The sequence below is a fragment of the Streptomyces sp. TRM64462 genome, assembly GCF_013362995.1.
Classification (GTDB): domain Bacteria; phylum Actinomycetota; class Actinomycetes; order Streptomycetales; family Streptomycetaceae; genus Streptomyces.
Window position 1 is genome coordinate 1 of sequence record NZ_JABWDV010000431.1, and the last position, 21,122, is coordinate 21,122.

At 72.2% G+C, this 21,122-nt stretch carries 17 protein-coding genes and 4 tRNA genes; 13 read left to right on the forward strand and 8 right to left on the reverse strand.

Annotation, left to right across the window (positions count from 1 at the left end):
• Window positions 1-320: 320 nt before the first annotated feature.
• The 3 genes from HTZ82_RS27595 to HTZ82_RS27605 all read left to right on the forward strand — a co-directional run bounded on the left by HTZ82_RS27595 (window position 321) and on the right by HTZ82_RS27605 (window position 4,991).
• Complete coding sequence (locus tag HTZ82_RS27595; RefSeq protein WP_175412125.1) at window positions 321-2,189, forward strand: hypothetical protein; 1,869 nt, start codon at window positions 321-323, stop codon at window positions 2,187-2,189.
• A gap of 290 nt (window positions 2,190-2,479) precedes the next feature.
• Window positions 2,480-4,006: a N,N-dimethylformamidase beta subunit family domain-containing protein gene (locus HTZ82_RS27600; protein ID WP_175412104.1), complete on the forward strand. Its 1,527-nt coding sequence runs from the start codon at window positions 2,480-2,482 to the stop codon at window positions 4,004-4,006.
• Between the two features lie 82 nt (window positions 4,007-4,088).
• Window positions 4,089-4,991: a phosphoribosylaminoimidazolesuccinocarboxamide synthase gene (locus tag HTZ82_RS27605; protein ID WP_175412105.1), complete on the forward strand. Its 903-nt coding sequence runs from the start codon at window positions 4,089-4,091 to the stop codon at window positions 4,989-4,991.
• 96 nt (window positions 4,992-5,087) lie between these two features.
• Here HTZ82_RS27605 and HTZ82_RS27610 read toward each other — a convergent pair.
• The 4 genes from HTZ82_RS27610 to HTZ82_RS27625 all read right to left on the reverse strand — a co-directional run bounded on the left by HTZ82_RS27610 (window position 5,088) and on the right by HTZ82_RS27625 (window position 6,024).
• A tRNA-Gly gene (locus HTZ82_RS27610) sits at window positions 5,088-5,163 on the reverse strand.
• Window positions 5,164-5,323: 160 nt separating this feature from the next.
• A tRNA-Gly gene (locus HTZ82_RS27615) sits at window positions 5,324-5,396 on the reverse strand.
• A gap of 79 nt (window positions 5,397-5,475) precedes the next feature.
• A tRNA-Gly gene (locus HTZ82_RS27620) sits at window positions 5,476-5,547 on the reverse strand.
• A 144-nt stretch (window positions 5,548-5,691) separates the two neighbouring features.
• Window positions 5,692-6,024 carry an Lsr2 family protein gene (locus HTZ82_RS27625; protein WP_175412106.1) on the reverse strand — a complete coding sequence of 111 codons (333 nt, stop codon included), beginning with the start codon at window positions 6,022-6,024 and terminating at the stop codon, window positions 5,692-5,694.
• Between the two features lie 390 nt (window positions 6,025-6,414).
• Between HTZ82_RS27625 and purS the strand changes: the two genes are divergently transcribed.
• The 8 genes from purS (at window position 6,415) to purM (ending at window position 16,517) form a co-directional block, all read left to right on the forward strand.
• On the forward strand, window positions 6,415-6,663 hold the full coding sequence (purS, locus tag HTZ82_RS27630) for a phosphoribosylformylglycinamidine synthase subunit PurS (protein ID WP_175412107.1): 249 nt from the start codon (window positions 6,415-6,417) through the stop codon (window positions 6,661-6,663).
• The gene (purQ, locus tag HTZ82_RS27635) at window positions 6,660-7,340 is read left to right on the forward strand and encodes a phosphoribosylformylglycinamidine synthase subunit PurQ (RefSeq protein WP_175412108.1); all 681 of its coding nucleotides are present in this window, start codon (window positions 6,660-6,662) and stop codon (window positions 7,338-7,340) included. Before purS ends, purQ begins: the two co-directional genes overlap by 4 nt.
• Complete coding sequence (gene purL, locus HTZ82_RS27640; RefSeq protein WP_175412109.1) at window positions 7,340-9,589, forward strand: phosphoribosylformylglycinamidine synthase subunit PurL; 2,250 nt, start codon at window positions 7,340-7,342, stop codon at window positions 9,587-9,589. The genes purQ and purL overlap by 1 nt, the downstream gene beginning before the upstream one ends.
• 185 nt (window positions 9,590-9,774) lie before the next feature.
• The gene (locus HTZ82_RS27645; RefSeq protein WP_175412110.1) at window positions 9,775-11,814 is read left to right on the forward strand and encodes a protein kinase; all 2,040 of its coding nucleotides are present in this window, start codon (window positions 9,775-9,777) and stop codon (window positions 11,812-11,814) included.
• Window positions 11,815-11,855: 41 nt separating this feature from the next.
• Window positions 11,856-12,650 (forward strand): maleylpyruvate isomerase family mycothiol-dependent enzyme, encoded by a 795-nt coding sequence (locus tag HTZ82_RS27650; protein WP_175412111.1) that lies wholly within the window; start codon window positions 11,856-11,858, stop codon window positions 12,648-12,650.
• A 38-nt stretch (window positions 12,651-12,688) separates the two neighbouring features.
• A complete protein-coding gene (locus tag HTZ82_RS27655) occupies window positions 12,689-13,600 on the forward strand; it encodes an META domain-containing protein (RefSeq protein WP_175412112.1) in 912 nt (303 codons plus the stop codon).
• A 196-nt stretch (window positions 13,601-13,796) separates the two neighbouring features.
• Window positions 13,797-15,323, forward strand: a complete 1,527-nt coding sequence (gene purF / locus HTZ82_RS27660) for an amidophosphoribosyltransferase (protein ID WP_175412113.1) — start codon at window positions 13,797-13,799, stop codon at window positions 15,321-15,323.
• A gap of 114 nt (window positions 15,324-15,437) precedes the next feature.
• Window positions 15,438-16,517: a phosphoribosylformylglycinamidine cyclo-ligase gene (gene purM, locus HTZ82_RS27665; protein WP_175412114.1), complete on the forward strand. Its 1,080-nt coding sequence runs from the start codon at window positions 15,438-15,440 to the stop codon at window positions 16,515-16,517.
• A 111-nt stretch (window positions 16,518-16,628) separates the two neighbouring features.
• Here purM and HTZ82_RS27670 read toward each other — a convergent pair whose 3' ends face one another.
• Together HTZ82_RS27670 and HTZ82_RS27675 are read right to left on the reverse strand one after the other, a co-directional pair.
• Complete coding sequence (locus tag HTZ82_RS27670; RefSeq protein ID WP_175412115.1) at window positions 16,629-16,877, reverse strand: DUF3073 domain-containing protein; 249 nt, start codon at window positions 16,875-16,877, stop codon at window positions 16,629-16,631.
• Window positions 16,878-17,313: 436 nt separating this feature from the next.
• A complete protein-coding gene (locus HTZ82_RS27675) occupies window positions 17,314-18,396 on the reverse strand; it encodes a Glu/Leu/Phe/Val dehydrogenase (protein WP_175412116.1) in 1,083 nt (360 codons plus the stop codon).
• A 163-nt stretch (window positions 18,397-18,559) separates the two neighbouring features.
• Between HTZ82_RS27675 and HTZ82_RS27680 the strand changes: the two genes are divergently transcribed.
• Together HTZ82_RS27680 and bldC are read left to right on the forward strand one after the other, a co-directional pair.
• Window positions 18,560-19,474 carry a hypothetical protein gene (locus HTZ82_RS27680; RefSeq protein ID WP_175412117.1) on the forward strand — a complete coding sequence of 305 codons (915 nt, stop codon included), beginning with the start codon at window positions 18,560-18,562 and terminating at the stop codon, window positions 19,472-19,474.
• A gap of 438 nt (window positions 19,475-19,912) precedes the next feature.
• Window positions 19,913-20,119, forward strand: a complete 207-nt coding sequence (gene bldC, locus HTZ82_RS27685) for a developmental transcriptional regulator BldC (RefSeq protein ID WP_003949541.1) — start codon at window positions 19,913-19,915, stop codon at window positions 20,117-20,119.
• 375 nt (window positions 20,120-20,494) lie between these two features.
• Here bldC and HTZ82_RS32810 read toward each other — a convergent pair whose 3' ends face one another.
• Window positions 20,495-20,686, reverse strand: coding sequence for a DUF6274 family protein (locus HTZ82_RS32810; protein ID WP_175412118.1), 192 nt, complete (start codon window positions 20,684-20,686; stop codon window positions 20,495-20,497).
• Window positions 20,687-21,028: 342 nt separating this feature from the next.
• Window positions 21,029-21,103: transfer RNA gene (locus HTZ82_RS27695), tRNA-Asp, on the reverse strand.
• Window positions 21,104-21,122 lie beyond the last annotated feature (19 nt).

Sequence of the window (21,122 nt, forward strand, 5' to 3'; positions counted from 1 at the left end):
CTCCGCCCGGGCACCGGACCCGCCCAGCCGCCGCCGCGGGTCCGGTCCGTAGACCCGCGGCCCCCGAACCGTCCTCAGCCTTGCCCAAAGCCATTCCATCGAGTGACGGCTCACCCATCCGGATGACGCCTGCCGACGCCCCAACTAGGGTGCCGCGCAGGCGTTCCGGCACTTGGCCCACCGGCATTGCGATGTCAGTGGCGGGTGTCACAGTGGGGGAGTGAGCAAAACCGTCGTAAGGGTCGAGGGGGTGACGTACGGCTGTGTTCGGTCCCGGAGCCGACAGAAGCGACATCGACGCCATGCGGGCCATGGGCGCCATGGGTGAGGAGCGGGGCGCGCGGGCCGCGCGGGCCCGGGCCCTGGCCGTGCTGCGGGTGCGCGGCAGGGCACTGGCCGTCGCCCTCCTGCCCGCGGCCGTCGCCGTGGTGCTGCTGACCGGTGGGGTCACGGGGCAGCTCGCGGGCCCCGGCTGGGACGTCGCCCGGTGGGTGGTGTCCGGCCTGGCCCTGGCCGTGCTGCTGGGCGCCGCGGCCGTCGGGGCGGTCATCGCCCGGGCGCGGCCCGCGCTCACGCCGACCGTGGAGATCGCGGAGACGTCCGCCCCCGACCTGTACCGGATGGTGCGGGACCTGGCGGCCAGGCTCGCGGTGCCCGCGCCGTCCGCGATAGCCCTGACGCCGGACTGCGACAGCTGGCTGGAGGACCGTACGCACCCGGCGCACCGCATATCCGGGGCTGCCGACAGCGGCCGGCGCTCCGCGGGCGGCACGGGCGGCGCGGGCGGCGCGGCTCCCGTCCTGGTCATAGGGTCCCCGTTCCTGTGGTGGATGCGCGTGGGCGAACTGCGGGCGGTGCTGGCGCCGGTGGTGGCCGGTACGGGCCCGTCGGCCCACCCCGACATAGCGGCGGCCCGCCGGTTCGTACGGGGCCTGGACGCCGCGGTGGCGCTGCCCGACCGGCCGGGGCTCGGCGCGATACGGCGCCTGGCCGCGCGGGGTACGGGCGCGGTCGCCCGGCTCATGCTGCGGGCCGCGCGCGGGCACGCCGCCGAGATGGAGCGGGGCGTCGCCGCCGCCGCGTCGGAGCGGGCGCAGGCTGTGGACTACGGGCTGCGGATCGTCGCCCAGGAACAGGTCGGCCTCGCCTACGCGGGCTGGGACCGGCTGCTGACCCGGGTCGCGCTGCCGGCCTGGCGCATGGGCCGCTGGCCGTCCCGGCTGGACGCGGGGGTCGTCGCGGCGCTGACGGAGCTGTCCCGGCGGGACCGGCTGGCCGAGGGCTTCACGTCCCGGCTGGGCGAGCGCCCGGCATGCGACCTGCTGGAGGAACCGGGTCTGGTCGACGAGGCCACGTCGCTGCTCGCCGCCCGCCTCTTCCACGGCGGCCCCGCCGAACCCGGGCCGGACTGGGCGCCGGTGGACTGGCAGCAGTACCCGGAGGAGGTCGTCGACCGGAAGTGGCGCACCGAGGCCGCCCGCCTCCACCGCGCCCTCGACCGCCTGGGCGTCCGCCGCGACACCGCCTCCGACGCCCCGACACTGGCTCGGGTGGTCGACCACCTGGCCGCGTCGCACGGCACGGAGACCCTGGCCGCTGCGATCACGGCGGAGGTGGCCCGCGAGGAGGCCGCGCGGGAGGAGGCCCACCGACGCGCCGGGGCCGCCGCACGCGCCTCGGGCACCGCAGGCACGCCGGGCGCCTCGCACACGCCGGGTGCCTCGGGCACCCCGCAGGCCGTCGGCACGCCGGACGTCCGGGTCGCGGACGAGCTGCCGCTCGTCCCGCTCCAGCCGCCGCGCACGGGCCGCGACCTGCTGGCCGACCATGTGACGGCCATGGTGTGCTGCGCCGCCGTGGACACCGCGGGCGCGGCGCCCGGCCTCGACTGGCTGGACGGCCCCACCCTCCTGCTCTCCCCACCCCAGACCCCCGCACCCCAGACCTCCGCGCCCGAGGCACCCGCCTCCGAGCCCGCCCACCCCGTCCACCCCGCCGAGACCACCACCGGCCCGGAAGCCACCGGGTCCGGGCGCCCCGAGGGAGCCCCCGGCATGGGGTCCGGCAGGCGGCGGGCCGATGTGGCGGCGGGCGTGCTCGCGCTCATCGAGGACGCCGACCCGGAACCCCTGCGCCACTGGCTGGCCGCGATCGGCGTCCGCCCGGAGAAACCCATCCGCCTCGTCTGACCTGCCCCAAGGACGTCGTCCAGGGGTGCCGCCCGGGGCGGAACGCTCGCCCAGCGCAGGAGCCGGCGGCGGGTCCTGTCGCGGGCTCCACGCTTCGCTCCGGCGGTTCCGGCGCCGCATACCCGGCGCACCCCGTTCGGAATGCCCCGTTCCGTTCACGTCAATTCGCGACGACCGGTGACGGACTGGGTGCGTAATGTGATGTGCTGTGGACCGGCGCTGAACGCGTCGCGGAAGCCGGCGGTGGCCGGCCCGGGCGGGATCGGGGGAGTCGAGGGAGGGGCAGCAGCATGGGGGCGGAGCAGGTACGGCGGTGGGAGTCCGGGGCGCTGGCCCATGCCGTCGACGATCCCTTCGGTCAGGGCCCGTTGCCCTGGCTGCGCGGCACCGAGCACTACGTCGGCGAGGACGGCCGGCCGCTCCCCTGGTACGCCGAGCCGCAGCACCAGCACCAGCACCAGCACCAGCACCAGCGGCGGCACGCCGCTGCGCGCCGGGGTCAGGGCGATGAGCGCACGACGCGCGGCAGCGGGCCGCGCCCCGCCGACGACGTCCACCTCCAGATCAAGGGCTTCACCTCCACCGGCGCCGTCGCCCCCGGTGAGGCGATCGACTTCCACGTCACCGTGAACCCGCCCCAGCAGTTCTCGGTCGACATCTATCGGATCGGCCACTACGGCGGCGACGGCGCCGCCAAGATCACCACCAGCCCCCGCCTCTCCGGCATCGTCCAGCCGCCCCCGCTCACGGCGGGCCGCACGGTCTCCTGCCACCACTGGTGGCTGTCCTGGCGGCTGCAGATCCCCTCGTACTGGTCGACCGGCGCGTACGTCGCCGTCCTCACCACCGCCGACGGCTACCGCTCCCACATCCCGTTCACCGTCCGCGACGGCCACCCCGCCGACCTGCTCCTGGTCCTCCCCGACCTGACGTGGCAGGCCTACAACCTGTACCCCGAGGACGGCCGGACCGGCGCCAGCCTCTACCACTCCTGGGACGAGGAGGGCCGGCTGCTCGGCGAGAGCGGCGCCGCCGTCACGATCTCCTTCGACCGCCCGTACGCAGGCCAGGGCCTGCCCCTGCACGCCGGCCACGCGTACGACGTGATCCGCTGGGCCGAGCGGTACGGCTACGACCTGGCGTACGCCGATGCCAGCGACCTCCACGCGGGCCGCGTCGACCCGACCCGCTACCGGGGCGTGATCTTCCCCGGCCACGACGAGTACTGGTCGGCGCCCCTGCGCCGCACCGTCGAGCACGCCCGCGACAGCGGCACGTCCCTCGTGTTCCTCTCCGCGAACACCATGTACTGGCAGGTCGAGCTGGCCCCGTCCCCGTCCGGCCTCCCCGACCGCCTCCTCACCTGCCGAAAACGCCAGGGCCCCGGCAAACCGTCCCTGTGGCGGGAGGTCGACCGGCCGGAGCAGCAGCTCCTCGGCATCCAGTACGCGGGCCGCGTCCCCGCACCGCACCCCCTCGTCGTACGGAACGCGGACCACTGGCTCTGGGAGGCGACGGGCGCGGGCGAGGGCGACGAACTGCCGGGCCTCGTCGCGGGCGAGGCCGACCGCTACTTCCCGCGCACCGCCCTCCCCGAGCACCAGCGCCGCATCCTCCTCGCCCACTCCCCCTACCGGGACGCCGACGGCGCCGTACGCCACCAGGAGACGTCCCTGTACCGGGCACCCTCCGGCGCCCTCGTCTTCGCGTCCGGCACGTTCGCCTGGTCGCCCGCTCTGGACCGGCCGGGTCATGTGGACGCACGCGTCCAGCGCGCCACGGCCAACCTCCTGGACCGCATCTGCAAACGCGACTAGAACGTCCCTGCACCCCTGGCCACCGGCGTTCACCCCACGTGCGGGAGAATTGAGCCGTTGGACAGAACCACGGGGAGGAACCGTGTCCGGATTCGTAGAAAAGCCCGAGCCGCTTCAGGTGCCGGGCCTGGTGCACTTGCACACCGGCAAGGTGCGCGAGCTGTACCAGAACGAGGCGGGCGATCTCGTGATGGTCGCCAGCGACCGCATCTCCGCGTACGACTGGGTGCTGCCCACCGAGATCCCCGACAAGGGCCGGGTGCTCACCCAGCTGTCCCTGTGGTGGTTCGACCAGCTCGCCGACCTGATCCCGAACCATGTGATCTCGACCGACGTGCCCGAGGGCGCGCCCGCCGACTGGGCGGGCCGCACCATGATCTGCAAGTCTCTGAGGATGATCCCGGTCGAGTGCGTGGCCCGCGGCTACCTCACCGGCTCCGGCCTCGTCGAGTACAACGAGTCGCGTACGGTCTGCGGGCTCGCGCTCCCCGAGGGCCTCACCGACGGCTCCGAGCTCCCCGCGCCGATCTTCACCCCGGCCACGAAGGCCGCGGTCGGCGCCCACGACGAGAACGTGTCGTACGAGGAGGTCGCCCGCCAGGTCGGTGCCGAGACGGCCACGAAGCTGCGCCAGGCGACGCTCGCCGTGTACGGCAGGGCCCGCGATGTCGCGCGCGACCGGGGGATCATCCTCGCGGACACCAAGTTCGAGTTCGGCTTCGACGCCGACGGGACCATGGTCATCGCGGACGAGGTGCTGACCCCGGACTCGTCCCGGTTCTGGCCGGCCGCGGAGTGGGAGCCGGGCCGCGCCCAGCCCTCGTACGACAAGCAGTACGTACGGGACTGGCTCACGTCCCCGGCCTCGGGCTGGGATCGCGGGAGCGAGCAGCCCCCGCCGCCGCTCCCGCGGGACGTCGTGGACGCGACCCGCGCGAAGTACATCGAGGCGTACGAGCTGCTGACGGGCACGGCCTGGCAGTAGCGCCACGGCCCATCCCCAGGCAACGGGCAGCGGGGAACGGGCGACAGGCGACGAGCAACGCGAAAGCCCCGGTCGATCCGACCGGGGCTTCCGTCATGGAGCGGACGACGAGGCTCGAACTCGCGACCTCAACCTTGGCAAGGTTGCGCTCTACCAACTGAGCTACGTCCGCATGCGCTCTCGCGCGGCACCCACTATACCCAACCGCGCGGGTACGCGAGACATGCCGCCGTACGGCGGTACTGGTTGTGGCGACCCTCACACCGATGGCGGCGTGCACACCGCGCACACGAGAAAGGCCCCGGTCGGAAACCGGGGCCTTTCTCATTCTGAGCGGACGACGAGATTCGAACTCGCGACCCTCACCTTGGCAAGGTGATGCTCTACCAACTGAGCCACGTCCGCATAAGCAACCGCTCGGCTTTCACCGGCGGCGCGAACACCACTGTACCTGATCCACTCGCGTGGTCGGTAAGCGATGCAGAGCGGGTGACAGGAATCGCACACTGCGCCTTCCCCCTGGAAGGGGGATGTTCTGCTACTGAACTACACCCGCACGCTGCGTGAGGTGGGGCCTTCCGGCCTCGCCCCTCGGCGTGCTCCAGACTCTAGCCGATCAAGGGGGGTGCTGCGCAACTCCGTGCGCAGCACGGCTCCCGGACCGGTTCCGACCGCGCTGCGCGGTGCTCCCGCCGCGCCGTCAGTGGGCCGCGTGGAACGCGTCGTAGATCCGCTGCGGGATGCGGCCCCTGGCCGGCACGTCCAGCTTGTTGGACTGCGCCCAGGCGCGGACGGCCGCCGGGTCCGGTGCCAGCGACGTGTGCTTGTACGTCTGCCTGGCGCGGGACGTGACCGCGCTCGACTTCCGCCGGCCCGCCGCCACGTACGGCGCGAGCGCCTCGCGGAGTTTCTTCGCGTTGTCTTCATTGAGGTCGATCTCGTACGCCTTACCGTCGAGGCCGAACCTGACCGTTTCCGCCGCTTCTCCGCCGTCGATGTCGTCGGAGAGCGTGACTACTACGCGCTGCGCCACGGATATCGGTCCTTTCCTGCGGTCCGCCGTGCTCCGTCATGCTTCGTAGGGCGTTACGGCGTACGTTCCGTCGTACGGCCCGACCTTGCCTGACGTGCGGCGATACCGGATTTTCGGGTATGAAGAGGCAATCCTGCTTTCCTCTGGATTCCTTTGTACAGCGCGCAGTGCCGCACTGTGAAGCCCTCGCATTTGTCTCCGCGTGTCCGCCGCAATCACCGACCGGATTATTTTCCGGAGTTTTTCGGCCCGCTTCCTTGCGTTCCGGCGTGTTCCTGTGCCGTGCGTCAGTACGGGCGTTTGTGGGATCCTCTGGAAATCTACTCGCGTAGAGTTTGTAGGCAGGTACGCTGAGGGAACCGCCCACGCAACACACCACCGGGAGTGCCAGTGGCACGCGTCGTAGTCGACGTCATGCTCAAGCCGGAGATCCTCGACCCGCAGGGACAGGCGGTGCAGCGCGCACTGCCCCGCCTCGGCTTCGAGGGGATCGCGGACGTCCGTCAGGGAAAGCGCTTCGAGCTGGATGTGGAGGGCCCGGTCGACGAGACCGCCCTCGCCCGCATCCATGAAATGGCCGAAACGTTCCTCGCCAACACCGTCATCGAGGACTTCGTCGTCAAGGTGGAGGAGGCGTGACCACTCGTATCGGAGTCGTCACCTTCCCCGGGACGCTCGACGACCAGGACGCGCTGCGCGCGGCCCGGCTCGCGGGCGCCGAGCCGGTCTCGCTCTGGCACCGCGACAAGGACCTCAAGCAGGTCGACGCGGTCGTCCTCGCGGGCGGCTTCTCGTACGGCGACTATCTGCGCGCCGGCGCCATCTCCCGGTTCTCCCCGGTGATGGAGACGATCATCGAGCAGGCCAGGGCCGGAATGCCGGTCCTCGGCATCTGCAACGGCTTCCAGATCCTCACCGAGGCGCATCTGCTGCCCGGCGCGATGCTGCGCAACAACCACCTGCACTTCATCTGCCGCGACCAGAAGCTGCGCGTGGAGAACGCGGACACCGCCTGGACCCTCGACTACGCGCAGGGCCAGGAGATCTCCGTGCCGCTGAAGAACATGGACGGCCGGTACACCGCCGACGAGCGCACGCTCGACGAGCTGGAGGCCGAGGGCCGGGTCGCGTTCCGCTACGTCGACGTGAACCCCAACGGCTCGCTCCGTGACATCGCCGGCATCACCAACGCCGCCGGGAACGTCGTCGGCTTGATGCCGCACCCCGAGCACGCCGTGGAGCCGCTCATCGGCACGGGCGGCACCGACGGCCTCGGTTTCTTCACCTCGATCCTCAAGAAGCTGGTCAACGCCTGATGAGCCTCGACACCGTCAAGCACGCCACCGGGACGCCCGACGTCGAGCAGCCCTGGAAGGAGCTCGGCCTCAAGGAGGACGAGTACGCGCGCATCCGCGAGATCCTCGGCCGCCGCCCGACCGGCGCCGAGCTCGCCATGTACTCCGTCATGTGGTCCGAGCACTGCTCGTACAAGAGCAGCAAGGTCCATCTGAAGCAGTTCAGCGAGAAGAAGCCGCAGTCCGACGCCATGCTCGTCGGCATCGGTGAGAACGCGGGCGTCGTCGACGTCGGCCAGGGGTACGCGGTCACCTTCAAGGTCGAGTCGCACAACCACCCCTCGTACATCGAGCCGTACCAGGGCGCGGCGACCGGTGTCGGCGGCATCGTCCGCGACATCCTCGCGATGGGCGCCCGCCCGGTCGCGGTCGTCGACCCGCTGCGGTTCGGCGCCGCCGACCACCCCGACACCAAGCGCGTCCTCCCGGGCGTCGTCGCGGGCATCGGCGGCTACGGCAACTGCCTTGGCCTGCCCAACATCGGCGGCGAGGTCGTCTTCGACTCCTGCTACCAGGGCAACCCGCTGGTCAACGCCGGCTGCATCGGCGTCATGAAGCACGAGGACATCCACCTCGCCAAGGCGTCCGGCGCCGGCAACAAGGTCATCCTGTACGGCGCCCGTACCGGCGGCGACGGCATCGGCGGCGTCTCGGTCCTCGCGTCCGAGACCTTCGACGACACGAAGCCCACCAAGCGGCCCGCCGTGCAGGTCGGCGACCCGTTCCAGGAGAAGCTCCTCATCGAGTGCACCCTGGAGATCTTCCAGGAGAAGCTCGTCGCGGGCATCCAGGACCTCGGCGGCGCCGGTCTGTCCTGCGCCACATCCGAGCTGGCCTCGGCCGGCTCCGGCGGTATGCGCGTCGAGCTCGACACCGTCCCGCTGCGTGACGCGACGCTCTCGCCCGAGGAGATCCTCATGAGCGAGTCGCAGGAACGCATGTGCGCGATCGTCGAGCCCGACAAGGTCGACCGCTTCATGGAGATCTGCGAGAAGTGGGACGTCATCGCCACCGTCATCGGTGAGGTGACCGAGGGCGAGCGCCTGGAGATCTTCTGGCACGGCGAGCAGATCGTGGACGTGCCCCCGGGCACCGTCGCCCACGAGGGCCCGACCTACCACCGGCCGTACGAGCGGCCCGCGTGGCAGGACGCCCTCCAGGCCGACGACGCGGGCAAGCTGCCCCGCCCGCAGACCGCCGAGGAGCTGAAGGACCAGGTCCTCAAGGTCGTCGCGTCCCCGAACCAGGCATCCAAGGCGTGGATCACCGACCAGTACGACCGGTTCGTGCAGGGCAACACGGTCCTGGCCCAGCCCGAGGACTCGGGCATGGTCCGGATCGACGAGGAGACCAACCTCGGCGTGGCCATCGCCACGGACGGCAACGGCCGGTACGCCAAGCTCGACCCGTACACGGGCGCGCAGCTCGCGCTGGCCGAGGCGTACCGCAACGTCGCCGCGTCCGGCGCCAAGCCGCTGGCCGTCTCCGACTGCCTGAACTTCGGCTCGCCGGAGGACCCGGGCGTCATGTGGCAGTTCGCCGAGGCCACGCGCGGTCTCGCGGACGCCTGCCTGGAGCTGGGCACGCCGGTCACGGGCGGCAACGTGTCGCTGTACAACCAGACCGGTGACGTCGCCATCCACCCGACGCCCGTCGTGGCCGTGCTCGGCGTGATCGACGACGTGACGCGGCGCACGCCGATCGCCTTCGCGGAGGAGGGCCAGCTCCTCTACCTGCTGGGCGACACGCGCGAGGAGTTCGGCGGCTCGGCGTGGTCCGAGGTCGTGCACCGGCACCTCGGCGGGCTGCCGCCGGCCGTGGACCTGGACCGGGAGCGGCTGCTCGGCGACATCCTGATCTCCGCGTCCCGCGACGGCATGGTCGACGCGGCGCACGACCTGTCCGACGGCGGCCTGATCCAGGCGGTCGTGGAGTCGTGCCTGCGCGGCGGCAAGGGCGCGCGGCTGGTCGTCCCGGACGGGCTCGACGCGTTCACGTTCCTCTTCAGCGAGTCGGCCGGCCGCGCGGTCGTGTCCGTGCCGCGCAGCGAGGAGCTCCGTTTCACCGACATGTGCGGCGCCCGCGGCCTGCCCGCGACGCGCATCGGTGTCGTCGACGGCGACACCATCGACGTCCAGGGCGAGTTCACCCTCGCGCTGGACGAGCTGCGCACGGCGTACGAGGCGACGATCCCGGCCCTGCTGGCCTGAGCGTCGGCGCCCTGGTCGGCGCCGAACGGGCCGCCGTACGGTGCCGTCGTAAGACGCCGCCGCAGGGTGCCGTCGTACGGTGCCGTCGTACGCGAAGGGCCGGTCCGTGTTCCCACGGGCCGGCCCTTCCGGCTGCGGTAGCCTGACCCGAACTGACATACAGGTAAAGGAATATCGGGGGCTCTGTGTCAGACACCGCGTTGCGGCAGGCGGGCGCCGCCCCGCTGAGGCCGGGGGATCCGCAGCGGATCGGCCCGTACGTCCCGATCGGGGAGCTGGGCAGCGGCGGCATGGGCCGCGTCTACCTGGCCCGGCACGCGGACGGCCGGCCGGGCCTCGCGGCCGTGAAGGTCATCCGGCCCGAGTACGCCGCGGACGCGGAGTTCCGGCGGCGCTTCGAGCGCGAGGCCGCCGTGCAGGCCAGCGTGCGCAGCCCGCACGCGCCGCGCCTCCAGGGCACCGGCTTCCACGACGAGCTCGAACTGCTGTGGATGGCCAGCGACTACGTACCCGGGCTCAACCTCGCGGACGCCGTGCGCGACCACGGGGTGCTGGACCGGGCGGCGGTGTGGCGGCTGGTGGGCGAGCTGGGGCAGGCGCTGCTCGCGCTGGGCGCGGCCGGGGTCGTGCACCGCGACCTGAAGCCGTCGAACGTGATCGTGTCCGCGCAGGGCTCGCACGTCATCGACTTCGGCATCTCCAAGGCCGGCGACGCCAGCATGCTGACCGCGACCGGCCAGCGGGTCGGCACGCCCGCGTTCATGGCGCCCGAATACCTCAGGACCGGGCACACGGACGCCGCGTCCGACGTGTTCTCGCTGGGCGGCACGCTCGTCTACGCGGCGACCGGCAAGGGCCCGTTCGGGCTCGGCACGGGCATGGACGTCATGCACCGGGTCGTGTACGAGGAGCCCGACCACGCGGCCATAGGGGAGGCCGGGGCGGCCGACCCCGCGCTGGGCGCGCTGCTCGCGGCCTGTCTCGCCAAGGACCCGGCGCTGCGGCCCGGACCCGGCCACCTGGTCGAGGCGGCCGCGGCGGCGGGGGCTCGGCCGGTGTGGCAGGAGCCGCTGTGGTCCCTGCTGGCGGCGCGGCAGCAGGCGTACGAGTACCTGCACCAGCTCCCGGTGTCCGTACCGCCGCCGGGCCCGATGGCGACGGAACGCGTCCACGACCCGCTGGCCGCCCCGCCCCCGGGCTTCGGCCCCGCGATGGGCGCGCCGTCCGGGCAGGCGGGCGCACACGCAGGCGCGCATCCGGCGGGGTCCACGGCCGGGGGAGGCGCCGGGTACGGGTACCCGGGCGCACCGTCCGGGCAGGCGGGCGGGCACCCGGCAGGGAACGCGGCCGGGTCCGGCGCCGGGTACGGGTACCCGGGCGGGCCCACCGCCGGTCACCCTGCCGGCCACCCCGCCGGTCACCCCTCGGGCCACCCCGCCGGTCACCCCTCGGGCCACCCCGCCGGTCACCCCGCCGCGACGACACCCGGCGGCCCCACGCCCGGGTACGGCAGCGCCCCGGTGGCCGGGGCGTCGACGGCCGCGTCGCCCGCCGGGGCGCCGAAGGCCCGTCGTAAGAAGCCGTACCTGGCCCTGGCCGCCGCGGTCGTCGCCGTCTGCGCCGTCGCCGCGAGCGCGTACGTCCTCACCCGCCCGGACGGCACGGCCACCGACGCCGCGCCCGCGGGCGTGGGCATCGTCTCCTCCGCACCGGCCGCGCCCGGCGCACCCGGCGACCCGGGCACCGACGACCTGGCGGCGTCACCGATGCCAGGGGGCGAGGACCGGTCGCCCGGCGACACCCCGTCGCCGTCGCCCACCCGGGAGGAGCCGGACGCCGCCGAGTCCGCGGCGCCCGCCGCCTCCTCCGCGTCGGCGCCCGCCGCCACCCGCCGCCCCGCCCCGGAGGTGACGGTCACCGCCACGGCCACGCCCAGCACGGCCACGCGCACCCCGACGGCCACGCCCACGCAACCCCCGTGGCTGAGGGACTGCACGTTCTACTCGGGCACGGCCGAGACCGTGTACGGCGACAAGGGCGTCCGCGTCACACAGGTCCAGTGCATGCTGACGAAGCGCGGCTACAGCGTGGGCTCGGCGGGCGTGGACGGCGAGTTCGGCGTCGACACCAAGCGCGCCGTCGTCTCCTTCCAGAAGTCCAAGGGCCTGGACGCCGACGGCATGGTCGGCCCCAACACCTGGCGCGCCCTGCGCAGCACCACCTGAAACCCGGGAGCGTGTCAGCGGCCCGCAGTAGCCTCGGATCCATGCCCCCGGCCAAGAAGCGTGCCCGCAGTTACGACTCCGCCAAGACCCGCGCCGCTGTGCAGGCGCAGTTCGCCCACGTCGCCGATGCCGTACGGGGCCTCGACGACGAGCAACTGGCCCTGCCCACGCGGCTCGGGGCGTGGACGGTCCGCGAACTCGCCGCGCACATCGCGATGGTGATGCGCTCCGTCGTCCGCGGCGTCGCCGCACCCGAGCCCGCCGCGCTCGACGCGGAGCTCCTCGACTGGCCCGCGGCGACCCGGAAGTTCGCGCCGACCGTCGACGAGGACACCCGCGAGCTGGCCGACGAGGCGGGCGACCTGCCGGCGCTCTACGAGCGGACGGCGGCCGACCTGGCCGACGCGCTGACGACCGGCCGCCAGGACCGCCTGATCACGACCCGGTTCGGCGGGATGCGCCTCGGCGACTTCCTCGTGACCCGCACGGTCGAGCTGACCGTCCACACCGACGACCTCAACGCGGCGACGGACCTCGGCGTCCCGTACGACCGGCAGTGCCTCGCCACCTGCACCCGCCTGCTGGCCGACGCGCTCGCCGTGAAGGCCCCGGGCGGCTCCGTGGAGCTGCGCGTCCCGCCGTACGCGGTCGTCCAGTGCGTGGAGGGCCCGCGGCACACGCGCGGCACGCCGCCCAACGTCGTGGAGACCGACCCGCTGACCTGGACGCGCCTCGCCACGGGCCGTACGAACTGGCCGGACGCCCTGTCCCACGCGCGGCTCACGGCCACCGGCTCCCGCGCCGACCTGTCCCTGTACCTGCCGGTCCTGGGATGAGACCGGAACCGGTGCGTGCGCAGCTTCGTCACAGCGGCATGCCGAACACGAAGAAGCAGCCCCTCACCGCGGCCGCCGCCCTGGCCGCGCTGCTCGTCCTCACCGGGTGCGGCGGCTCCGGTGCCGGGGACATGGGCGCGGGCACGGGCACGGGACCGGGCTCCGACCCCGCCGCCGTCCCGGTCACCGGCGTCCACTGGACCGTCGACAGCCTCACCGTCGACGGCGAGCGGACCGCCGCCCCCGCCCCCACCGCCGCCTACGTCGAGTTCACCGGGAACAACCAGGCGAAGGGCAACTTCGGCTGCAACCACTTCACGGCCGCCGCCACCGTCGAGGGCGAGACCGTCACCGTCGGGACCGTCTCCATGACCGAGATGGCCTGCGACGAGCCCGTCCAGAGCTTCGAGGACACGTTCCGGAAGACCTTCACCGGCGAACTGCGCGCCCGGCTGGCCGACGAGCGGCTGACCCTCACCAACGCTGCGGGCGACCGCATCACCCTCCGCGAGGAGGCCGAGGCCCCGCTGACCGGCACCACCTGGACCGTCGACTCGCTGATCGCCATGGACGCCGCGAGCTCCCTGCCCGAAGGCACCGCGGGCACGGCGCACCTGACGATCGCCGCCGACGGCTCCGTACGCGGCAACCTCGGCTGCAACAGCTTCACCAGCACCGTCACCGACAAGGACGGCACGCTCACGTTCGGCCGGATCGCCACCACCCGCAGGCTCTGCACCGGGCCCGCCGGCGAGCTGGAGCAGAGACTGCTGCGGACGCTGCGCGGCGGCACCGTGACGTACCGGATCGACCACCGCACCCTCACGCTCACCGCACCCGACGGCACCGGCTTCGCCGCCCGCGCCGGCCGACCCGACACCGCGCCGTCCACCACGGCACCGTTCACCACGGCACCGCCCGCTACCCCGCCGTCCGATACCGCTCGGTAACCGCCCGATCCGGCCGCCCCGCGGGTGCGAGGTCCGTCACACCGCGGGCGCCCCGGGGGCGGCGGCCGGGGGACCGGAAAGGCCCCCTGGTCAGCGGAGCGTGCCCGTCCGGAGGCCCGTCGCGGCCGGTCGCGGCCGGTCGCGGGGCCGTATCCCCAATTCGGACCAGTGGTCGATCTCGCCTACACTCGGTGGCGTGCCACGTGGTGACGGTCGACTCAATCACGATCTGCTTCCCGGCGAGAAGGGCCCCCAGGACGCTTGCGGCGTCTTCGGTGTCTGGGCCCCGGGTGAAGAGGTCGCAAAGCTCACGTACTTCGGGCTCTACGCCCTCCAGCATCGGGGCCAGGAATCCGCGGGAATCGCGGTCAGCAACGGCTCCCAGATCCTCGTCTTCAAGGACATGGGCCTGGTCTCCCAGGTCTTCGACGAGACCTCCCTCAGCTCCCTCCAGGGTCATATCGCGGTCGGTCACGCCCGCTACTCGACCACCGGGGCCTCCGTCTGGGAGAACGCCCAGCCGACGTTCCGGGCCACCGCCCACGGGTCGATCGCGCTCGGCCACAACGGCAACCTGGTCAACACGGCCGAGCTCGCCGAGATGGTCGCCGACCTCCCCAAGGAGAACGGCCGCGCCACGCAGGTGGCCGCGACCAACGACACCGACCTCGTCACCGCGCTGCTCGCCGGCCAGGTCGACGCCGACGGCAAGCCGCTGACGATCGAGCAGGCGGCCGCCGCGGTCCTGCCCTCCGTCAAGGGCGCCTTCTCGCTCGTCTTCATGGACGAGCACACGCTGTACGCCGCCCGCGACCCGCAGGGCATCCGCCCGCTGGTCCTCGGCCGCCTGGAGCGCGGCTGGGTGGTCGCCTCCGAGTCCGCGGCCCTCGACATCTGCGGCGCCAGCTACGTCCGCGAGATCGAGCCCGGCGAGCTCATCGCCATCGACGAGAACGGCCTCCGCACCTCCCGATTCGCGGATGCGAAGCCCAAGGGCTGTGTCTTCGAGTACGTCTATCTGGCGCGTCCCGACACCGACATCGCCGGCCGGAACGTGTACCTCTCCCGCGTGGAGATGGGGCGGAAACTCGCCAAGGAGGCCCCGGCCGACGCCGACCTCGTCATAGCGACGCCGGAGTCCGGCACCCCCGCCGCGATCGGGTACGCCGAAGCCAGCGGCATCCCCTTCGGCGCCGGTCTCGTCAAGAACGCGTACGTCGGCCGGACGTTCATCCAGCCGTCCCAGACCATCCGCCAGCTCGGCATCCGCCTGAAGCTGAACCCGCTCAAGGAAGTCATCAAGGGCAAGCGCCTGGTCGTGGTCGACGACTCGATCGTCCGCGGCAACACCCAGCGCGCCCTCGTCCGGATGCTCCGCGAGGCGGGCGCCGCCGAGGTCCACATCCGGATCTCGTCCCCGCCGGTGAAGTGGCCCTGCTTCTTCGGCATCGACTTCGCCACCCGCGCCGAGCTCATCGCCAACGGCATGTCGGTCGAGGAGATCGGCACGTCGCTGGGCGCGGACTCCCTCGCGTACATCTCGCTCGACGGCATGATCGAGGCGACCACCATCGCCAAGCCGAACCTGTGCCGGGCCTGCTTCGACGGCGAGTACCCGATGGACCTCCCCGACCCCGAGCTGCTCGGCAAGCAGCTCCTGGAGAACGAGCTGGCCGCCGGCCCCGCCGCCACGGCCGCCGTCGACGCGCTGCGCCGCCCGTAGCGGCCGCCGCGCCCCTTCTCCCTCCCCCTTCCCGCAAGCCCCGTCATCCCCTGTCAGCCCCCGTCAGCCCATCCCGCAGCACATCCAGCGGTACGACACGAAAGCTCTGAACCCATGTCTCAGTCTGCAAGTGCCGAGGGCGGCGCCAGCTACGCCGCCGCGGGCGTCGACATCGAGGCGGGTGACCGCGCCGTCGAGCTGATGAAGGAGTGGGTGAGGAAGACCCGTCGCCCCGAGGTGCTCGGCGGCATCGGCGGCTTCGCCGGCCTCTTCGACGTCTCCGCCCTCAAGCGCTACGAGCGGCCCCTGCTCGCCTCCGCCACCGACGGTGTCGGTACGAAGGTCGACATCGCCCGCCGGATGGGCGTGTACGACACGATCGGCCACGACCTGGTCGCGATGGTCATGGACGACATCGTCGTGTGCGGCGCCGAGCCGCTGTTCATGACCGACTACATCTGCGTCGGCAAGGTCCACCCGGAGCGAGTCGCCGGCATCGTGAAGGGCATCGCCGAAGGCTGTGTCCTGGCCGGCTGCGCGCTGATCGGCGGCGAGACCGCCGAGCACCCGGGCCTCCTCGGCCCCGAGGACTTCGACGTGGCCGGTGCCGGCACCGGTGTCGTCGAGGCGGACCGGCTGCTGGGCGCCGATCGCATCCGTACGGGGGACGCCGTCATCGCCATGGCGTCCTCGGGCCTTCACTCCAACGGGTACTCGCTCGTCCGCCACGTGCTGTTCGACCGCGCGGGCATGGAGCTCGACCAGCGGGTCGACGAGCTCGGCCGGACCCTCGGCGAGGAGCTGCTGGAGCCCACCAAGATCTACTCGCTGGACTGTCTGGCGCTCACCCGGACGACCGAGGTGCACGCGTTCAGCCACATCACCGGCGGCGGCCTCGCGGCCAACCTGGCGCGGGTCGTCCCGGACGGGCTGCACGCCGTGGTCGACCGGTCGACCTGGGCGCCGGGTGCGATCTTCGACCTGGTCGGCACGGCCGGTCGGGTCGAGCGGCTGGAGCTGGAGAAGACCCTGAACATGGGCGTCGGCATGATGGCCGTCGTACCGGCCGAGTCCGTCGACGTGGCGCTGACCACGCTCGCCGACCGGGGCGTCGACGCCTGGGTCGCGGGCGAGATCACCGAGCGCGGCGACCGTGCCACCGGTGCGGAAATGGTGTCCGACTACGCGAGCTGAGCCCGCCGGCCAGGCCGGAGCCCGGGCCGGAGTCCAGGCCGGTGCCCCGGCCGGGCAGCACAGAAACCGGTCCGGGGCAGGGCCCCGGACCGGTTCGTAAGAGTGCAGGCGTCAAGCGCCGCGACGCTGCGATGACGAGCCCGACTCTTCGTCGTCGTCATCGTCGTTGTACAGCTCCGCGTAGTGAGCGTACGGGTCGTCTTCCTCGTCGTCGTCCTCGAACGGTTCCCCGTTCGGAGGCTGACTCGAAGTCGATGCGCCCAGCTCTTCGGCCAGGCGTGCGAGATCCGTCCCACCGCTGTTGTACTTCAGCTGGCGGGCGACCTTCGTCTGCTTGGCCTTGGCCCGGCCGCGCCCCATGGCTCGACCCCCTCGGTGACGGGGCTCGACGGCCCCAGAGTCTTGACACGCGTTCATGATTCGGGACGGACTCCCCGTGGAGAGACCGGCCCGTAGGGCTTCAACGGTACCTGCTTCCGCGGCCATACGGTACGCCGCCCGCATGACACGCCTCGGAGCCGAACCTGCGAGGAGCCCCGTCCTCGCTGGTCAGCTGCGATTTTAACCTCTTCTTGAGGTCGACCCGCAGACCGGCGTGAGTCTTCTCTCTCTGACAGCGAACGCATGTCTGTGCGAACGCACGAATCCCGAGAGCCGCCCGAAAAGGTACCGACGCGGACGCACGCTGCCGCCCGCCGGGCGCCCCTGTCAAGAGCGCGCGCCCGGCGGGCGTACTGTCCGTGGCCTTTCGTGGCCGAGAGTATCCGCAGTGACCGCTTGTGGCGGTCCGCCGCGGTTACTTCCGGCGGGCCTCGGCCATGCGCTGCTCGGCGATCCGGTCGGCGGCCGCGGCCGGCGGGATACCGTCGGACTTCGCACGTGCGAATATTTCCAGCGTGGTGTCGAAGATCTTCGTGGCCTTCGCCTTGCACCGGTCGAAGTCGAAGCCGTGCAGCTCGTCGGCGACCTGGATCACGCCGCCCGCGTTGACGACGTAGTCCGGCGCGTAGAGGATCCCGCGGTCCGCGAGGTCCTTCTCGACACCCGGGTGCGCGAGCTGGTTGTTGGCCGCGCCGCACACGATCCTCGCCGTCAGGACGGGCACCGTGTGGTCGTCGAGCGCGCCGCCGAGCGCGCAGGGGGCGTAGATGTCGAGCCCCTCGGTGCGGATCAGCGCGTCCGTGTCGGCGGCCACGGTGACCTGCGGGAACCTGTCGGTGATCCGGCGCACCGACTCCTCCCGTACGTCCGTGACGACGACCTCGGCGCCGTCCTGCACCAGGTGCTCGACGAGGTAGTGGCCGACCTTGCCGACGCCCGCCACGCCGACCTTGCGGCCGCGCAGCGTCGGGTCGCCCCACGTGTGCTGGGCGGAGGCGCGCATGCCCTGGAAGACACCGAACGCGGTGAGGACCGACGAGTCGCCCGCACCGCCGTTCTCGGGGGAGCGGCCGGTCGTCCAGCGGCACTCGCGGGCGACGACGTCCATGTCCGCGACATACGTGCCGACGTCGCAGGCGGTCACGTAGCGGCCGCCGAGCGAGGCCACGAAGCGGCCGTAGGCCAGCAGCAGCTCGTCGCTCTTGATCTGCTCCGGGTCACCGATGATCACGGCCTTGCCGCCGCCGTGCTCCAGGCCGGCCAGGGCGTTCTTGTACGACATCCCCCGGGACAGGTTCAGCGCGTCACGGACGGCGTCTTCCTCGGAGGCGTACGGGTAGAAGCGGGTGCCGCCGAGGGCGGGGCCCAGGGCGGTCGAGTGGATGGCGATGACGGCCTTCAGGCCGGAGGCGCGGTCCTGGCACAGCACGACTTGCTCGTGGCCGCCCTGCTCCGAGTGGAACAGGGTGTGCAGGACGCCGTCGGTCACATCGGTCACGGTGGTGACTCCCAAGTACGAAGCGGCGATAGAGGCCCTCCTGCGGGTGGGGAGGGACCTGTTCGGCAAGAGAGTAAGTCCTACCTGGGCGTAGATCCGACGCAGTGCGCAGGATCACCCTCTCCCGGAGTACGGCGGGTCGCGGACGTGGAAGGATTCCGGCATGCCGGTCGTGTCGTCGGTCCTCGTCCCCTACGCCTCCTACCTGCGCGTGTACGAGCCTCTGGCCGCCTTCCCCGAGCCCGAGCGGGGCCACTGGGCCCGCTACGCGCGGGCCGCGCTGCGCGGGGAGACCCCGACGGCGCAGGACGAGCTGCGGCGCTCGCTGGCCGACCTGCTGCCGACGCCCCCGGTGGGCGTCCCGGTGCACGAGAGCGGCGACGCGTTCGTGGCGGAGGCGGACGGCGTGATCGTCGTCTGCCCGTGGCGGACCCGGCTGCGCGGGTGGCTGGCCCTGGAGGAGCTGCCGGAGCTGCTGCCGCCGCCGGTGCTCGACGCGGCGCTGCCGCCGGTGGTGCGGGGGCAGGCGGCGGCGGACCACGAGCGCTGGCGGGAGCGGAACCCGGACGCGCGGCCGTGGATCAGGAGCGCGGTGTGGCAGGTGCCGGTGCGCTGGTTCGTCCTCTTCGCGGACGAGGAGCGCGAGTACGACCCCGGGAACGGCACGGGCGCCGGCGGCGCGGGTGCGGGTGACGGCGGTGCGGGTGACGGGGGTGCCGTCGGCGGGGGTGTGCCGCCGGTGTTGCGGTACCGGACGCCCATGGTGCAGGCCAGGCGGCGCGTGGCGCGGTCGCTGAAGACGCTGCGCGAGTCGACGGACGACGGGCCGCTCACCGAGGGCCTGGTAGACGTGGGACGGTGGCTGGAGGAGTTCCATCCGCGTTCGCTGGTCGAGCTGGACTACGGCGGCCTGGTGCACGCCCTGTCCGGTGAGCAGCTCGCCGGGGACCGGTCGGTGGCGGACGTCACGGAGGGCATCGCCGCGCTGCGTTCCGGGGACGGCGCGGGCGCGGGAGCGGCGTACGAGCGGCTTGCGGTGCGGTGGCGCGCGGTGCAGCATCTGCAGTTCGCCAACTGAGACGCGATACCGGACCTTTGCCTCAAGGGTGATGGATCGCACTAACCCGGCCCCTTGCGTCCATCGCCTAACCTCGTGCCAAAATAGGACAAGGAGCCCGGGGAGGGCTCCTTCCGTCCAAGTATGGGCGGAAGGCTCAGCATTGCACGCTATGGGGGGTCTGGTGGCTCCTGATCGCTCTGTGACTGATCGTCACTGTGACGTGACTGTCCGCTATGGCATGGTCCATCGGCTTCCGCCGCTGATGGACACCTGAGAGGGCAATTCCATCGGTTTGGCCGAACGTGGCTGGACAGATGGTGTAGTTGTAGTGCCGAGGACAAGCCGTTCGTCCTATAACCGACTCGGCCCGCGTCTGCCATTTCGGGCAACGCGGGTCAAGGTGCAGAATTTAGAGGAAAGAACCGAGAAGGTTCGGTTCTCCCGAGGAGGCCGCTCATGACCGCTCGCACCCCTGATGCCGAGCCGCTGCTGACCCCCGCCGAGGTCGCCACGATGTTCCGCGTGGACCCGAAGACGGTGACCCGCTGGGCCAAGGCCGGCAAGCTCACGTCCATCCGCACGCTGGGTGGACACCGCCGGTACCGTGAGGCGGAGGTCCGTGCCCTGCTGGCGGGTATTCCGCAGCAGCGCAGCGAGGCCTGAACACCCCTGCTTCGCCGGGCATGTCCGGGTCCCCCAACCCGGGTCGCCCACCCCTAGCTCCACCAGCTCCGCCGACGCGAGCCCGCCCCAACGGGCCCATGTCATCCGATCGCGCTGGACTCCGCCGGGTCCAGCGCGATCTTTTTTGTGCCCTGCGGGCGGTGTGGAGGGGGCCGGGGGAGGCCCGGTCCGGCCGGGAGGGGGTCGGGAGGGGGTCGGTCGGAGGGGAGTGCAATTGCACGTATTAAATTCGCCCGTTGTAGGGAGGGAGTAAGTTAAGCGGTTTCTAAAAAAGGTTCCGTGACTCCCGTCACAGTGTCAGAGGGTTGCCAACGCCCCTGCGCGGGGTCCTGGAGAGCCTCAACGGGCCGTGGGTCAGAGGGTGGTGGGCCGCTCGTCCGCGGGGTGCGGGAGGGTCGGCGGAGGCAGCTCGACGGACAGCTCCGCGAGCTTCTTGAGGCGGTGGCAGACGGCGCAGTGGCGGGTGAGGTGGCGGTAGCCGGAGGCGGCCGCCAGATGGGCGCGCAGAAGCGCTCGGGTCTCGTGCCTGGCCGTGGCTGCCGCCATGCGCGTCACCTCCAGTGAAGGGCGCCGGTGCCCTGCTTGATGGGTACTCGGGCCCGACGCCCCCGTCAAGACGCCCGGAGGACACCCGGCGGTAACCCGGGGGCCGGCCGACCGGGCCGACCGGAGGCTCCGCCGCAGGGCGCGGCCTCGGGCGCTGCGGGGTCACCGGATACGACGAAGGGCCCGCACCATCGGTGCGGGCCCTTCGTATCTACTGCGGTCCTGACGGGATTTGCTGTATCGATTCGCGGCTCCGCCGCAGGGCGCGGCCTCGGGCGCCGCGGAGTCACCAGATACGACGAAAGGGCCCGCATTAGTAGTGCGGGCCCCTCGTGTCTACTGCGGTCCTGACGGGATTTGAACCCGCGGCCTCCACCTTGACAGGGTGGCGAGCACTCCAAACTGCTCCACAGGACCAGGTTTCGCAGCCCGTTGT